Source organism: Rhodocyclus tenuis, assembly GCF_014197755.1.
Taxonomy (GTDB): domain Bacteria; phylum Pseudomonadota; class Gammaproteobacteria; order Burkholderiales; family Rhodocyclaceae; genus Rhodocyclus; species Rhodocyclus tenuis.
Map to the genome: position 1 here is coordinate 138,643 of NZ_JACIGE010000008.1, position 15,527 is coordinate 154,169.

The 15,527-nt window shown below is 61.7% G+C and carries 10 protein-coding genes, 1 tRNA gene and 1 other annotated feature; of the genes, 8 read left to right on the forward strand and 3 right to left on the reverse strand.

The window, feature by feature from the left end; genetic code table 11:
* Together GGD90_RS11740 and GGD90_RS11745 are read left to right on the forward strand one after the other, a co-directional pair.
* Positions 1-2,800 (forward strand): calcium-binding protein (locus GGD90_RS11740; RefSeq protein ID WP_325065988.1); only part of this gene is annotated, 2,800 nt, incomplete at its 5' end.
* A gap of 67 nt (positions 2,801-2,867) precedes the next feature.
* Positions 2,868-4,229 carry an HlyD family type I secretion periplasmic adaptor subunit gene (locus GGD90_RS11745; protein WP_153116885.1) on the forward strand — a complete coding sequence of 454 codons (1,362 nt, stop codon included), beginning with the start codon at positions 2,868-2,870 and terminating at the stop codon, positions 4,227-4,229.
* A gap of 270 nt (positions 4,230-4,499) precedes the next feature.
* Here GGD90_RS11745 and GGD90_RS11750 read toward each other — a convergent pair whose 3' ends face one another.
* Together GGD90_RS11750 and GGD90_RS11755 are read right to left on the reverse strand one after the other, a co-directional pair.
* Positions 4,500-5,729 carry an IS3 family transposase gene (locus GGD90_RS11750; RefSeq protein ID WP_153116998.1) on the reverse strand — a complete coding sequence of 410 codons (1,230 nt, stop codon included), beginning with the start codon at positions 5,727-5,729 and terminating at the stop codon, positions 4,500-4,502.
* Positions 5,328-5,444: a sequence feature (AL1L pseudoknot), on the reverse strand. It overlaps the preceding gene by 117 nt.
* Before the next feature lie 258 nt (positions 5,730-5,987).
* On the reverse strand, positions 5,988-7,076 hold the full coding sequence (locus tag GGD90_RS11755; protein WP_153116884.1) for a tyrosine-type recombinase/integrase: 1,089 nt from the start codon (positions 7,074-7,076) through the stop codon (positions 5,988-5,990).
* A gap of 291 nt (positions 7,077-7,367) precedes the next feature.
* Here GGD90_RS11755 and GGD90_RS11760 point away from each other — a divergent pair, with 291 nt between their 5' ends.
* From GGD90_RS11760 to serS, 5 genes are all read left to right on the forward strand, one after another.
* Positions 7,368-8,042 carry a Crp/Fnr family transcriptional regulator gene (locus GGD90_RS11760; protein WP_200383657.1) on the forward strand — a complete coding sequence of 225 codons (675 nt, stop codon included), beginning with the start codon at positions 7,368-7,370 and terminating at the stop codon, positions 8,040-8,042.
* 133 nt (positions 8,043-8,175) lie between these two features.
* Positions 8,176-10,509: a DNA translocase FtsK gene (locus GGD90_RS11765; RefSeq protein WP_153116883.1), complete on the forward strand. Its 2,334-nt coding sequence runs from the start codon at positions 8,176-8,178 to the stop codon at positions 10,507-10,509.
* The gene (gene lolA, locus GGD90_RS11770) at positions 10,509-11,138 is read left to right on the forward strand and encodes an outer membrane lipoprotein chaperone LolA (RefSeq protein ID WP_153116882.1); all 630 of its coding nucleotides are present in this window, start codon (positions 10,509-10,511) and stop codon (positions 11,136-11,138) included. Before GGD90_RS11765 ends, lolA begins: the two co-directional genes overlap by 1 nt.
* 94 nt (positions 11,139-11,232) lie before the next feature.
* Entirely contained in the window at positions 11,233-12,516 is a 1,284-nt protein-coding gene (locus GGD90_RS11775; RefSeq protein ID WP_153116996.1) for a replication-associated recombination protein A, read from the forward strand.
* A 2-nt stretch (positions 12,517-12,518) separates the two neighbouring features.
* Entirely contained in the window at positions 12,519-13,832 is a 1,314-nt protein-coding gene (gene serS, locus GGD90_RS11780) for a serine--tRNA ligase (protein ID WP_153116881.1), read from the forward strand.
* A gap of 94 nt (positions 13,833-13,926) precedes the next feature.
* On the opposite strand, the gene mltF is transcribed toward serS, so the two are convergent.
* Positions 13,927-15,318, reverse strand: coding sequence for a membrane-bound lytic murein transglycosylase MltF (gene mltF, locus GGD90_RS11785; protein ID WP_184415139.1), 1,392 nt, complete (start codon positions 15,316-15,318; stop codon positions 13,927-13,929).
* Between the two features lie 35 nt (positions 15,319-15,353).
* On the opposite strand from mltF, the gene GGD90_RS11790 reads away from it, so the two are divergent.
* A tRNA-Ser gene (locus GGD90_RS11790) sits at positions 15,354-15,446 on the forward strand.
* Positions 15,447-15,527 lie beyond the last annotated feature (81 nt).

Here is a 15,527-nt window from a genome sequence, read left to right on the forward strand (position 1 = left end):
GTCGATCAACGGTACGACAGACAGCATCCGGGTACAGAGCTGGGTGAGCAACACGGCTGTTCGCGTCGAGCGCATTGAGTTCGCCGACGGCACCGTCTGGGACACCAGCGTGATGCTCAAGGCACCGATGCTAACCCTGGCACCTGTCCTTGGTACTATGAACGCCGACACGATGCAGGGCACGACCGGCATCGATTGGCTCAACGGCCTCGAAGGTGCCGATACCATGACCGGTGGTGCGGGCAATGATGTTTATGTAGTGGATAACGCCGGTGACCTCGTGGCCGAGAATGCCAACGAAGGAGCAGACGAAGTCCGCTCCAGTATTTCCTACACACTGACCAGCACACTGGAAAACCTCACTCTCACAGGCACGGAAGCGACCACCGGAACCGGAACTGCGGGTGACAACGTTCTGACCGGCAACAGCGCAGCCAATACCCTGACCGGCCTGGCCGGCAACGATACCCTCGATGGCTGGCTAGGTTCCGATACCCTAGTGGGCGGAACCGGTAACGACACCTATGTGGTCGACAACATTGGCGATGTCGTTGTTGAAAATGCCGGTGAAGGTACGGATACCGTTCAATCCAGCATCACCTACACCCTGTGTGACAACCTGGAAAACCTGACCCTGATTGGCACTGATGCAATCAATGGTACTGGCAATTCGCTGGATAACATCCTGATCGGTAACGCCTCGGGTAACACGCTAACCGGCGGAGTGGGCAACGACACCCTCGACGGTGGTGCAGGTGCTGACAACCTGCTTGGTGGCATAGGTAACGACGCCTACATGGTCGAAAATGTCGGCGATATTGTTGTTGAAAATGCTGGAGAAGGAACGGACACCGTGCAATCCAGCATCACCTACACGCTTGGCGACAACCTGGAAAACCTGACCCTGACCGGAACATCATCCATCAATGGGACAGGCAATGCCCTGGCTAACATCCTGACCGGCAACAGCTACGCCAACATTCTGAATGGCGGCACAGGCGCCGATACGATGGCGGGCGGCGGTGGAGACGATACCTACCTGGTCGACAACGTTGGCGATGTCATCGTGGAAAACTCAGGGGCTGGCTCGGATTGGGTGCAAGTCGGTTTCGACTATACCTTGGGCGCCAACGTCGAGAATCTGTTGCTGACTGGCTCAGCCAACTTGAACGGCTCCGGCAACGCGCTGGACAACATCCTCACCGGGAATGCCGGTGCGAATACCCTTTCGGGCGGCACAGGCAACGATACGCTGGATGGTGGAGCCGGAGCCGACACGCTGATCGGCGGTGCCGGGAACGACACCTATATCCTCGACGTCCCCGCTGATGCTGATGTCGTGATCGAGAATGCCGGAGAAGGAATAGATATCATCAAGGCATCGTTCTCGTATGTTCTGGCGAGCAACCTTGAGAACCTGACCCTGACTGGCACCGTTGCCACCAATGGAACCGGCAATGCACTGGACAACGTGCTTGTCGGCAACGCACTGGCCAATACGTTCAGCGGGGGCAGCGGCAACGATACCCTTGATGGCGGCACAGGCGCGGACAACTTGATCGGTGGTGTCGGCAATGACACTTATGTGGTCGATAACGCAGGGGATGTCGTTGTCGAAAACGCCGGTGAAGGCGTCGATATCGTTCAGTCGAGTATCAGCTACGTTCTCTGTAACAATGTCGAGAATCTTACGCTGACCGGTTACAGCGCCATCAACGGTACCGGTAATACCCTGGACAATGTGTTGACCGGCAACAGCTATAACAACGTACTGACGGGTGGCGCCGGAAACGACACCCTCAATGGCGGCAGCGGCTACGACACAATGATCGGCGGTGCCGGTGACGACATTTACTACGTCGATAGCACATCCGATATCGTGACTGAATTGGCAGGAGAGGGGGTCGATGTCGTCAATACGACCGTGACGCTGACTCTGGCAGCCAATGCAGAGGCACTCGTGCTGACCAATGGATATGGCAGTCTTAATGGCAATGGCAACGATCTAGGCAACCTGATCCGTGGCAATAACTACGCTAATACCCTGACAGGTGGCGCCGGTAACGACATTCTCGAAGGTGGCGATGGCAATGACATTCTCACCGATACGTCCGGGACAGCCTTGTTCAATGGTGGTTGGGGTGCGGATACCATGACCGGCGGTGCTAGCGCGGAAATCTTCCTTGGTGGCCAAGGCAACGATATCTACACCACGGCTGGCGGCAACGACATCATCCTGTTCAACAAGGGCGATGGCCAAGACTCCTTTGCCACGGGCGGCACCGGTAGCGACGTCATCTCCCTGGGCGGCGGCATCACCTATGCCGATCTGACCTTCACCAAGGCCACCAACGATCTCGTGCTCAAGATCGGCTCGACCGACCAGATTACCTTCAAGGACTGGTATGCGGCGACCCCGTCGAAGCCGGTTGCCAAGCTGCAGGTGATGGCCGAAGCCATGGCTGGATTTGTGCAAGGCGGTAGCGATCCTTTGAAAGACCAGAAGGTCGAGAACTTCGACTTTGCCGGTCTGGCAGTCGCCTTCGACGCCGCTTTGGCTGCCACTCCCAGCCTGACCAGTTGGGCGCTGACCAATGCCTTGGCCAGCTTCCAGTTGGCTGGTTCCGATACAACTGCGCTGGGTGGCGATCTGGCTTACCAGTACGGCAAGAGCGGGACGCTGGCCGGTATCGGGGTGACACCCGCTCTGGCCACCTTGTCGGATGCCAATCTGAGCACCAACGCCCAGCCCCTGACTCCGCTGGCAGGCTTGCAGACCGGCTCGGTACGTCTGTCGTAAGAGCTGCGCCTAGGACAAGGGCGGCGGCAGCGCCGCCCTTGTCCTTCACTCATTTGAAACACATCCGATGAAATCGATGTTCCCCACGAACGAAGTCGATCCCCTCGATTTCTCGCCACCCCTGTTGCGTCTTCAGGACGCCCCGCCCAATCCCCTCGGCCGCAAGGTGTTGTGGCTACTGCTCAGCCTCCTGGCTGCGTTGTTACTCTGGGCCTTTCTCGGCCGCCTCGACATCGTGGCCGTCGCCGAAGGCAAGCTCATCCCCGAAAGCTACGTCAAGATCGTCCAGCCGGCCGAATCGGGTATCGTCAAGGACATCCTGGTCCGGGAAGGGCAAAGCGTCAAAGCCGGTCAGGTATTAATGCGCATGGATGCATTGATCAGCGAAGCCGATACCAAATCCATCGATGCCGACTACCAGCGCAAGCGCCTGGCACTACGTCGGATACAGGCTGAATTGTCGGGCACCCCGTTCAAGACGGAAGCCAGCGACCCATCCGACCTGGCCCAAGAGATCAATGCCCAATACCGGGCCAATCGTACATCCTTCGAGGCGGCCCTCGCCGAAGAGCGCTCCCGGCTGAGCAAGGCCAAACAGGAATTGGCCGCTGCCGAGCAGATCAAACGCAAACTCGAAGACACCTTGCCGCATTACCGGGAGCAGGACAAAGCCTACGAGAAGCTAGTCAAGGATGGCTATGCCAGTTCACTGATGGGCAGCGACAAGAAACGCGAACGAGTCGAAAAAGAACAGGAACTGCAAACTCAAGCCTTCGTCATCGAGTCGGCCAGAGCCAGCATGCTCCAATCGGAGAAGAAGTTGGCCCAGATCGATTCCGACTATCGCCGGCAACTTCATGCTGAGCGCAATGACATTCAAGGGCAATTCGACAAACTGGCGCAGGAAGTAACCAAGCAGGCGCACAAGCAGGATTTGCTTGAACTCAAGGCACCACAGGCTGGGGTGGTGAAGGATCTCGCCACCCATACTACCGGTACCGTCGTCCAACCCGGTACCGTATTGCTGACACTGGTACCGCAAGATGAAATCCTGCGCGCCGAGGTTTGGGTCAGTAATGAAGACATCGGCTTTGTACGCCAGGGGCAGCCGGTCAAACTTAAGTTCGCGGCTTTCCCGTTCCAGAAATACGGCATGGTCGAAGGCACGGTCGAACATGTCAGTGCCGATGCGGCCGACAACAATACCGGCAACGGCAACACCCAGACCGATCCCGCGAAGAAGAACCCGCTACACTACAAGGCGCTCGTTGCGCTCAAGCAGATGAGTCTGGAGATGGACGAGAAGCTTTTCTCTCTCTCGGCCGGGATGCAGACCAATGCTGAGATCAAACTGGGTGACCGGACGGTGATGGAGTATCTGCTCTCACCGGTGAGGAAGGCTTGGCATGAGGCGGGGCGGGAGCGGTAGTTCAACTCAAGATCGATCTAACTCTGCCGCGCTCCGCTCGTCGCCTGGCTCGTTCGGCTTCGCCGATCCGAGACCACGGAAAGTACTGATTGGAACCCAACTATAAAGTTTCCAACGACGATGTCCCTGGAGCTCGCCCGGTCAGGTCGAATGCGATTGCCTGGTCAACCCCGATGAGAATTGGTGGTCTGGTCAGTGCGATTCTGCACTTTTCAACTTGATGCGTTAGATTGAGTCGCCCCGGAAATCGCGGAGGCCATTTGGTTTGAGTCAGGCGGTGATGGCCTGCTCGCGGTGACTGCGGTAGTAGAGTGCCTCAGCTTCGGCAGGAGGGATATAGCCGATGGGCTCAAGCAATCGATGATGATTGAACCATGAGACCCATTCGAGCGTGGCGAGCTCGACGGATTCCTTGTTCTTCCATGGCCCACGGCGGTGAATCACCTCGGCCTTGTACAGGCCGTTGATGGTCTCGGCCAGCGCGTTGTCGTAGCTGTCGCCCTTGCTGCCCACCGAAGGTTCGATGCCGGCTTGCGCCAGGCGCTCGGAGTAGCGGATCGAGACGTACTGCGCGCCGCGGTCGCTGTGGTGGATCAGCGTGTTGCGGTCCGGCTGTCGGGCATACAGCGCCTGCTCCAGCGCATCGAGAACGAAATCGGTGTGCATGCTGCAGCTGACCCGCCAGCCGACGATGAAGCGCGCGAACACATCGATGACGAAGGCGACATAGACGAAGCCCTGCCAGGTCGAGACGTAGGTGAAATCGGAAACCCACAACGGGTTGGGCCGGACGGCAGCGAACTGGCGATTGACCCGATCCAGTGGGCACGGAGCAGACGGGTCGGGGCGCGTGGTGCGCACCGGCTTGCCCCGCATCGCGCCACGCAAGCCTTGCCGACGCATGAGCCGCTCGACCGTGCAGCGGGCGACCGGGATGCCTTCGCGATTGAGTTGCCGCCACACCTTGTCGGCGCCATAGACCTGAAGGTTGACCTGCCAGACACGTTCGACCTGTTCACCCAACACTTCGTCACGCCGGTCCCGCACGCAGCGAAGTTCCGGATGGCGTCGTCGTGCGGCATGGCGCCGATACGCGGACGGGGCAACCTGCAAGGCTTTGCAGATCGGCTCGACCCCGAGACGTTCCCGGTGTTCGTCGATGAAGGCCCTCACGATTCGAAGCGGCGGTCGAGCTCCGCCTGGGCGAAAAACGCGCTTGCCAGCCGCAGGCAGGATCTTGTTGGCCTTCTTCAGCTCGCGATTCTCGCGTTCCAGTGCCTTGATGCGCGCCGCGTCGGCGCTGGTCACACCGTCGCGCTGGCCAGTATCACGCTCGAACTGGCGCACCCAGTTGCACTGCGTTTGCGCGCTGCAACCAATCTTGGCAGCGATCGATTCGATGGCCGCCCACTGTGACCCGTAATCGCCTCGCGACTCGAACACCATGCGCACGGCGCGCTCACGAACTTCTGGGGAGTACTTCGTCGGTTTCTGTCTCATCATGGCTCCATCTTCTCAAAGACTGGAGCCTCCGCAAAACCCGGGGCGATTCAATCGAATGACCGGTGTCAAGGCTGAAACTTTCGGCACTGGCCGTCGCACTGCAATGACCGGTCTTCGTTGGTCACCACCATTTAGCCCCCCGATCGAAACTGACTGAGTTCTGCCTAAAGCGGACTCCCTCAGTTGCTGCTGTGAGTGACTGCTTTGGCCGACGACCTACCAGTTGCCAAAACCTGTGTCGAGTCAAGGAGTGGATCAATTTGATCCGGTCAGGCCGACGCGATTTTTCATCAATACGCCACAGTAAAAATGTTGCGTGTCGTCGAACATCCTGAATATGGGAATAGAGGCAATGCGCAACATTTTTATAGGATTACATAAGTCGTGAAAATGCAGGTCGACCAGCATCCGCGGATCCGGATGCTCGCGGCGCTCCGCGCACTCCTTTTCGTACATCGCCCTGGCGCGTTTCACCGCGCGGATGAATCCAATTTTCAGTGCGTTGGCCGATGTGCGGAAAACCGGACCTTTCGGTAGTGGCTTGACGTTGCTCCCGTCGTCGCTGGAGCCCTCCTTGAGCGCCCGCAAAATCGCGACAGCAGCACTGGACAGCGGGACTGCTCTGGCGCTGCCGTTTTTCGTCAGCGGCAGCCGAGCGACACGGTTTTGCAGATCGACATTTTCCCAGAGGAGATCAGCAATTTCGCCCTGGCGCATCGCGGTCGCCAGTGCAAATTCGACGGCCGGACGCAAGAACTGGGACTGCGCGCCACCGGCGAACTTGCCGGCGGTCCGTGCTTGTGGCGCGCACGCGGCGAGCAATCGCGCCTCCTCGTCGTCAATAAACGACCTGTCCCTGGCATTAGCAGCGACGGGCTTGCGCACCGCTGAGAGCGGGTTTTGCAAGCCTTCCATCCCCCATTCCCGCCGTGCTGTTGTGAATAGGTGGGAGACCAAGGCTAGCTCTATCTGGACCGTCGACGCCGCGACGCCAGCTTTCAGGCGGGCGTCGCGGTACGCTGCGAAGTCGGATCCCCGCAAGGCTGCAAGGCTTTTGCAGGCCAACTTCTGTGCCTGCCAGGCCGCAATGCGGTACGCCTCGACGTCCTTCCCGCGTTTTGTGACGGTCACTTCGCGTTCGTAGCGGTCGAGTGCCGCGTGCAGCGTCATCTCTTCGGCTTCGCGCATGTCGACGAAAACAGATCTATCCATCTTCGACTCGACATCGCGAGCCCATGCCTCAGCATCTTTCTTGGTGGCAAATGTCCGACTCTGCGTTGGGTGTCCTTTTCGGCGTATTTTTGCCTGCCAATACCCCGATTCTCGCTGCTCGAAGGTCGCCATCGTCGTTTTCCTAGTGTCCCCGTTTTGTCCCGGAGTGCCGTTTTATTTATTATAAATCACCGTTTAAGCGTTGCAAATGCTGGTGATTTAATTGTTTGGTATTTTTTATTGTGATTCCAGGTGTCACCGGTTCGATCCCGGTATGTCGCCCCAAGCCTGACCCCGCAGCCTCACGGCTGCGGGGTTTTTTTCGCCCTTCCCTGTCGCGCGGCATGCGGCGGTGCGCGGTGGTCCGGTTATAATCGCGCAGCCTTTTCGATCAATCCGGCATGTTCCGATGCGAGGCGGTTGATGCAAGCTGACAACGAGTTTCGCCGTGTGGCACCGAGTTTGACGCTGTTGCGCAATATCCCGATCTTCAACGGTGTTGCCGATGCACAACTGGCAGAGATTGCGCGCATTGCCCGGCAGCGCAAGGTGCCGCGCAGTACGATCATCGTTCGCGCCGGCGAGGCCACCGATGCCTTGTATGTGCTCGTCAGTGGTGGCGCGAAGGTGTGCAACAGCGACGCCGAAGGGCGCGAAGTCATCCTGACGCTGCTGGGCCCCGGCGAATTCTTCGGCGAAATGGGTCTGATCGACGACAGTCCGCGTTCTGCCGATGTCGTCGCCGAACAGCCCTGCGAGTTGCTGGTCATCGCCAAGGCGGATTTCAAGCGCTGTCTTGCCGCCGATTCGGATATCGCGCTGAACATCATGAAAAGCCTGGTGCGTCGCTTGCGGCAGGCGGATCGCAAGATCGAGAGTCTGGCGCTGATGGACGTTTACGGCCGTGTTGCCAAGTTGCTGCTTGATTTTTCAGAGCTGGAGTCCGGTGTTCGCGTCATCCGGCGCAAGGTGACCAAGCAGGATATGGCGAAGATGATCGGCGCTTCACGCGAGATGGTCAGTCGGGTGATGAAGGATCTGGAGATCGCCGGCTATATCCGCGTCGAACCGGGGCGTATCGTTCTCAACGCCGACTGAGCGCAGACCGGCCGGGATCGGCCGGCTATAATCGGTTCCTTGTTGGTGTAGGCAGTTGCCGGTTGTCGTTGCGCTCCGGCGAGCGGCCTACTGCCTCCTTGTCTTTTTCCGGGAACCCCGATCTAAGCTGCCGATGGCTTCGTCCTCAAGGAATTCAAAGCGTACCGAAGCGGCACCTCCCAGCCCGTTGCCGGAGAAGATCGTGCTGGTGCTGCAGGAGTCGCGCTGGCTGGCGCTGGTGGCGCTGGCTGCCTTCATCGCGCTCGCCCTGTGGGGTTACGACCGCGGCGATCCGGGCTGGTCGCACGCGGCGCCGCTGACGAGCCTGCACAATCCGACAGGACGTGCCGGTGCCTGGCTGGCCGACCTGCTGCTCTACCTGTTCGGTGTTTCCGCCTGGTGGTGGATCTTCCTGTTTGTCGTGCTGGTCTGGCGAGGCTACCGCCGCCTCGACGGTTTGCGCAGCGCCGACCGGCGGCCGTTGCTGATCGCACTGGGAGGCTTTGCCGTCGTTCTCGTCGCCAGCTGCGCGCTTGAGTCGCTGCGTTTCCACTCGCTGCAGGTGGCGCTGCCGCTGGCGCCCGGCGGCATGCTCGGGATCGAGGTGGGCACTGCGGCAGCCCATTATCTGGGCTATACCGGCGCCACCCTGGCGCTGGTTGCAGCTTTCTTCGTCAGCTGGAGCCTATTCACCGGCATGTCCTGGCTCAACGCCGCCGAGCGTTTCGGCGCGCTGCTCGAATTGGGCTTCTTTGGTATTCGCGACGCGATCGAACGCTGGCGCGACCGGCGTATCGGCCGCGAAACGGCGCGCAGCCGCGAAGCCGTCGTCGAAGTCGAGAAGAAGCGCGTCGAGACTCACGAGCCGGTCTATATCGACAGCACGCCGCCGCCACCGCCGCCGGTTTCGGCCAAGGTCGAGAAGCGTATCGAACGTGAGCGGCAGGTGCCGCTGTTCCCCGAGGCGATCATCGGAGGTCTGCTGCCGCCGCTGCATCTGCTCGAACCGGCGCCGGCGCAGACCGAACGCCCGGGGGCCGATACGCTCGAATTCACTTCGCGGCTGATCGAGCGCAAACTGGCCGACTTCGGCGTCATCGTGCAGGTGCTGGCCGCGTATCCGGGGCCGGTGATCACGCGTTACGAGATTGATCCCGCGGTCGGCGTGAAGGGCGCGCAGATCGTCAACCTGGCCAAGGATCTGGCGCGTTCGCTGTCGCTGGTGTCGATCCGCGTCGTCGAGACGGTGCCGGGCAAGTCGTGCATGGCGCTCGAACTGCCCAATCCGCGCCGGCAGATGGTCCGTCTGTCGGAAATCATCTCGAGCAAGGCTTACCACGATCAGGTGTCGCCACTGACGATCACGCTCGGCAAGGACATCGGCGGCCAGCCGGTGGTTGTCGATCTGGCCAAGATGCCGCACGTACTGGTCGCCGGCACCACCGGCTCGGGCAAGTCGGTCGGCATCAACGCGATGATCCTGTCCTTGCTTTACAAGTCCGAACCCGACCGCGTCCGTCTGATCCTGGTCGACCCGAAGATGCTCGAACTGTCGATCTACGAGGGCATCCCGCACCTGCTGGCGCCGGTGGTTGTCGACATGAAGCAGGCAGCCAACGCGCTGTCGTGGTGCGTGGCCGAGATGGAGCGGCGCTACAAACTGATGTCGGCGATGGGCGTGCGCAATATCGCCGGCCTCAACCTGCGCATTCGCGAGGCGGAGAAGGCTGGCGAAAAGCTGCCCAACCCGCTGTCGCTGACGCCGGAAACGCCCGAGCCGCTGACGGCGATGCCGTTCATCGTCGTCGTCATCGACGAACTGGCCGACCTGATGATGGTCGCCGGCAAGAAGGTCGAGGAACTGATCGCCCGGCTGGCGCAGAAGGCCCGCGCCTCGGGTATTCACCTCGTGCTGGCAACGCAGCGGCCGTCGGTCGACGTCATCACCGGCCTGATCAAGGCCAATATTCCGACGCGGATTTCCTTCCAGGTGTCGTCGAAGATCGATTCGCGCACCATCCTCGATCAGATGGGTGCCGAGGCGCTGCTCGGTCAGGGTGACATGCTCTATCTGGCGCCGGGAACCGGCTATCCGACGCGCGTGCATGGCGCCTTCGTCGCCGACGAGGAGGTGCATCACGTCGTCGATTACCTGAAGAAGGCCGGACCGCCCGATTACGTTGACGGCGTGCTCAACGGCGCCGGACTCGACGACGATGGCGAGGGCGGCGAGGGCGGCACCGGGGGCGGCGATGCCGGTGATGCCGAGGCTGACCCGCTTTACGACCAGGCGGTCGAGGTGGTGCTGAAGAACCGGCGGGCGTCGATTTCGCTGGTGCAGCGGCATCTGCGCATCGGTTACAACCGTTCGGCGCGGTTGATCGAAGCGATGGAAAAGGCCGGCCTGGTGTCGGCAATGGATGGGCGCGGCGGCCGCGAAGTGCTGGCGCGCAGAACGGAGGAGTAATGCAGTTGCGCAGATTTCTGGCCCTTGGCGTGTTCGCCGCCGGCCTGCTCGGTTTTGCCGCCGGTGCACAGGCCGCGGCAATCGACAAGTTGCACCAGTTTCTCGATTCGACGAAAAGCATGCGTGCGGATTTCACACAGCAGGTCGTCTCGCGTGATGGCCGCAGCCGGCAGCAGTCGTCGGGCGTGATGATGTTTGCGCGGCCGGGCAAGTTCCGCTGGCAGATCGACAAGCCCTATGCCCAATTGCTCGTCGGCGACGGCACGCGCGTCTGGATGCACGACCCCGATCTGCGGCAGGTGACCGTCCGCCGCATGGGCGACGCGCTCGGCAGCACACCGGCGGCGCTGCTCGCAGGTGAGGGCGTGCTGGAGAAGCGCTTTGCGCTCAAGGAAGCTGGCACGACGGATGGACTGGAATGGGTCGAAGCGACACCGCTCGCCGCCGACAGCGGTTTCGACCGCCTGCGCATCGGCTTTGCCGGCAACGATCTGCGCGCGATGGAGCTGTTCGACAACTTCGGGCAGACGACACAACTGCGCTTCTTCCGCTTTGAACGCAATCCGGCGCTGGCGCCGACGCTGTTCCGCTTCAGCGCGCCGCCGGGCAACGACGTCATCGGCGACTGAAGCCTTGAGCGACGAAGCCAGCGACCTCTTCGGGCAGTCACCGGCGGCGGCCAAGGCCGCCGCGGCGGGCGTTGCTGCGGAAAAATCTCCCGAGCTGGCGCCGCTCGCCGAGTTGCTGCGTCCGCAGACGCTCGACGAGGTGATCGGTCAGCAGCATCTGCTCGGCCCGGGCAAGCCCTTGCGTCTCGCCTTCAGTTCGGGCAAGCCGCATTCGCTGATCCTGTGGGGACCGCCGGGGGTCGGCAAGACGACGTTGGCGCGGCTGATGGCCAAGTCCTTCGAAGCCGATTTCATCGCGCTGTCGGCGGTTTTTTCCGGCGTCAAGGATATCCGCGAGGCGCTGGTGGCGGCCGAGACGGCGCGTGCGCGCAGCGGACGGCGAACGATCCTGTTTGTCGACGAAGTGCATCGCTTCAACAAGGGGCAGCAGGACGCTTTTCTACCCTACGTCGAGGCCGGGCTTATCACATTCGTCGGCGCGACAACCGAGAACCCCTCGTTCGAGGTCAATTCCGCCTTGTTGTCACGGGCTGCCGTCTATGTGCTCAATCCTCTGTCAGAGGACGAACTCGGCGAGCTTTTCTCGCGCGCCTGTCGTCTTGCCTTGCCCGGATTGGTATTTGCCGAAGAGGCGCGTTCCCGTCTGATCGGTTTCGCCGACGGCGATGCGCGCCGCCTGATCAACGTGCTCGAACAGACGCGGACGGCGGCGCAGACGGCGGCCATCAACAAGATTGACGGCGCTTTCGTCGACAACACGCTGGCGCAGAGCCTGCGTCGCTTCGACAAGGGCGGCGAGGCGTTCTACGACCAGATCTCGGCACTGCATAAATCGGTGCGCGGTTCGAACCCAGATGCGGCGCTGTACTGGTTCTGCCGCATGCTCGACGGTGGCGCCGACCCGCGTTACCTCGCGCGCCGGCTGGTACGCATGGCCTGGGAAGATATCGGTCTGGCCGATCCGCGCGCAGCGCAGCTGGCGCTTGCCGCCGCCGAGACCTACGAGCGCCTCGGCTCGCCCGAGGGCGAGCTGGCGCTGGCCGAGGTGGTCATCTATCTGGCGATGGCGGCGAAATCGAATGCGGCCTACGTCGCTTATAATGCCGCCCGCGCCTTCATCGGCAAGGACGGTTCGCGACCGGTGCCGCTGCACCTGCGCAACGCACCGACGCGGCTGATGAAGGATCTCGGCTACGGCAAGGACTACCGCTACGCGCACGACGAGGCGGACGCCTATGCCGCTGGCGAAAACTACTTCCCCGAAGGCATGCCGCCGAGCGAATGGTATCGCCCGAGCGATCGCGGGCTGGAAATACGTATCGGCGAGAAACTCGTGCAGCTGCGCGAACTCGACCGGCAGGCAAGACACAAGGACTGATCATGCTCGACATTCAACTGCTCAGAAACAAGCTCGACGAGGTTGCCTCCCGTCTGGCAACCCGCGGCAAGGACTGGGATTTCAGCGACTTCGTCGCCCTCGAAAACGAGCGCAAGTCGCTGCAGGCACGCACACAGGAGCTGCAGGCGCGGCGTAACGCGATTTCCAAGGAGATCGGCCAGTGCAAGGCCAAGGGCGGCGACGCGTCGGCATTGATGGCCGAAGTGGCGGCGCTGAAAGCCGAGCTCGAAGCCAGCGAAGCGCGCCTCACTGAACTGCTGCCGCAGCTCGACGCCATCGTCGCCGCCATTCCCAATCTGCCGCATCCGAGCGTTCCGGTCGGCCGCAGCGAGCAGGACAACGTCGAAGTGCATCGCTGGGGAACGCCGCGCGCCTTCGATTTTCCGGTCAAGGATCACGTCGATCTCGGCGAAGCGCTCGGCCAGCTCGACTTCGCCACGGCGGTGAAGATCACCGGTGCGCGCTTCTCGCTGCTCAAGGGACCGCTGGCGCGTCTGCACCGCGCGCTCGCGCAGTTCATGCTTGACGTGCACACGCAGGAGCATGGCTATACTGAGCTCTACGCGCCGTATCTGGTGAATTCCGCCAGCCTGTTCGGAACCGGTCAGCTGCCCAAGTTCGAGGAGGATCTGTTCCGCGTGCCGCGGCAGAAGGCGGCGGGAGCTGAGGGCGAAGAGGCAGGCGAGGGCGAACCGCTCTATCTCATCCCGACGGCGGAAGTGCCGGTGACGAACATCGTGCGTGGCGAAATCCTCGCACGCGAAGCGCTGCCGCTGAAGTTCGTCTGCCACACGCCGTGCTTTCGCTCCGAAGCCGGTTCCTATGGCCGCGATACGCGCGGCATGATCCGTCAGCACCAGTTCGACAAGGTCGAGCTGGTGCAGGTGGTGACTCCCGAGCAGTCGGAAGCAGCGCACGAGGCACTGACCCGCCACGCCGAGATCATCCTCGAGCGCCTTGAGCTGCCTTACCGCCGTGTCCTGCTGTGCACCGGCGACATGGGTTTCTCGTCGGCGAAAACCTACGATCTCGAAGTCTGGCTGCCGGCGCAGAACACCTACCGCGAGATTTCCTCGTGCTCGAGCTTCGATTCCTTCCAGGCGCGGCGCATGCAGGCGCGTTTCCGCAGCGAGAAGAGCAAGCCGGAACTGGTGCACACGCTCAACGGTTCGGGGCTGGCCGTCGGTCGCACGCTGGTGGCGATTCTCGAGAACTGCCAGAACGCCGACGGCAGCATCAGCGTGCCGGCTGCCTTGCGTCCCTATCTCGGCGGCTGCGAGCGTATCGGCGCCTGAGTTGTCCGTTTGCGCTTGCGCGCCGACGGGGATCGCTGATCAGCGTCGGCGCAGCGGCGTTCCGCCGGCAGCGACAGCGGCTCCGGGCTGAAGCCTAGGGCACGCGCAGCGTCGGGCCGTCGCTGTCGAGTTCGGCTTCCGGCATGTCGAGCGAGCGCGACGGACGTTCGTGACGGGCGAGGATGTCGGCGTAAATGCGAACGTTCTCGACCAGAATCACCGCCTCGCCGCCGCGCGCCTTGCCCGACTTCAAACGGCGGTAAATTTCCGGGCGCGACAGCTGCGGCAGTACCTTCTTCATTTCGTACCAGGAATCAGGGTCGGCGTTCATGCCCGGCGCCAGACTGCGCGCGCCGTTGAGATGGCCGGCGCCGAGGTTGTAGGCGGCAATCGCCAGCCACAGCCGATCTGGTTCGCGTATCGAGCGCGGCAAGGCGTCGCGCAATTCGGCGAGGTAGCGTGCGCCGGCGAAGATGCTCTGCCGGGCATTGAGCCGGTTGCTCACGCGCAGGCGGTCGGCGGTGTCCGTCGTCAGCATCATCATGCCGCGCACGCCGGTCGGGCTGGTGGCGAGAGGGTTCCATTGCGATTCCTGATACGCCAGCGCGGCGAGCAAGCGCCAGTCGATGCCTGAGCGTGCCTGCGCTTCCTGAAAGAGTCCCCGGTACTCGGGCAGAACGGAGCGGATGCTTTCGATGAAATGCTGAATGTCTTTCTGATCGAGGCGCTCGACATGGCCGAAGTAGCGGTCTTTCAAGCGGTCGAGTGTGCCGTCTTCCGTGATGCGTGCAAGAAAGGCGTCGACCTTGGCGATCAGCTTGGCATCGGTACCAGGGGCGAACAGCCAGGAAATCGGTCGTTCGCTGCCCAGTTCCAGGTCGCCGATCAGCTCAGGGTAGAAATTGGCGGCGATGTCATACGCCGCGCGATCGACGAGCACGGCGGCGTAACGTCGTCCGGCAACGGCTTCCAGGAGATCGAGAGCGCTCGCCGAAGTGTCTTCGCGGACCGTCAGCTTCGGCAGCGTTGCCTTCAATTCGCGCAGGATGACTGCCTGGCGTGAATCGGCGAGAACGTGCACCGTCTTGCCGTTGAGCGATGCAATGTCGGAAATCGGCAGCGAGGCTTCGTGCGTCACCAGAATGCTCACACTCTCGGCGTAGGGGCGGCTGGCGCGCAAGCTGCCGTCATCGTCGGGGGTGAGCCAGGCTGCCGCCAGATGCGCTTCGTCCTGCTGCAGCCGGCGCCGGACATCGGCTTCGTCGCTGGCGACGATGAGGCGCAAGGGTATTCCTGCTTCTTCGGCAAACATCTGCGCCAGATCGTGTTCAAAACCGGCGGTGCCGAGGCCGTCGTCGGCCATATGCGTGGTCGGTCCTTCATGCGTCAGTACGCGCAGTTCGTGCGCATGGCGTAAGGGAGCGTTCTCGCTGTCGCCGCAGGCACCAAGAAATGTAATCGCGAACAGGAGGAGAAGACGCTTCAAATTTGCGAACCCTGTGCTAGAATCTCGCCCCTGACGGAGAGGTACCGAAGTGGCCATAACGGCGCCGACTCGAAATCGGATGGTCGGGTAATTCCGGCACGTGGGTTCGAATCCCACCCTCTCCGCCACCCCAATTCAAGCTCCGAAGTTCCCTGCTATCTAATAGCTTGCGAGCTGCGGGGCTTTTCAATTGCTTTCGCGATCAACCC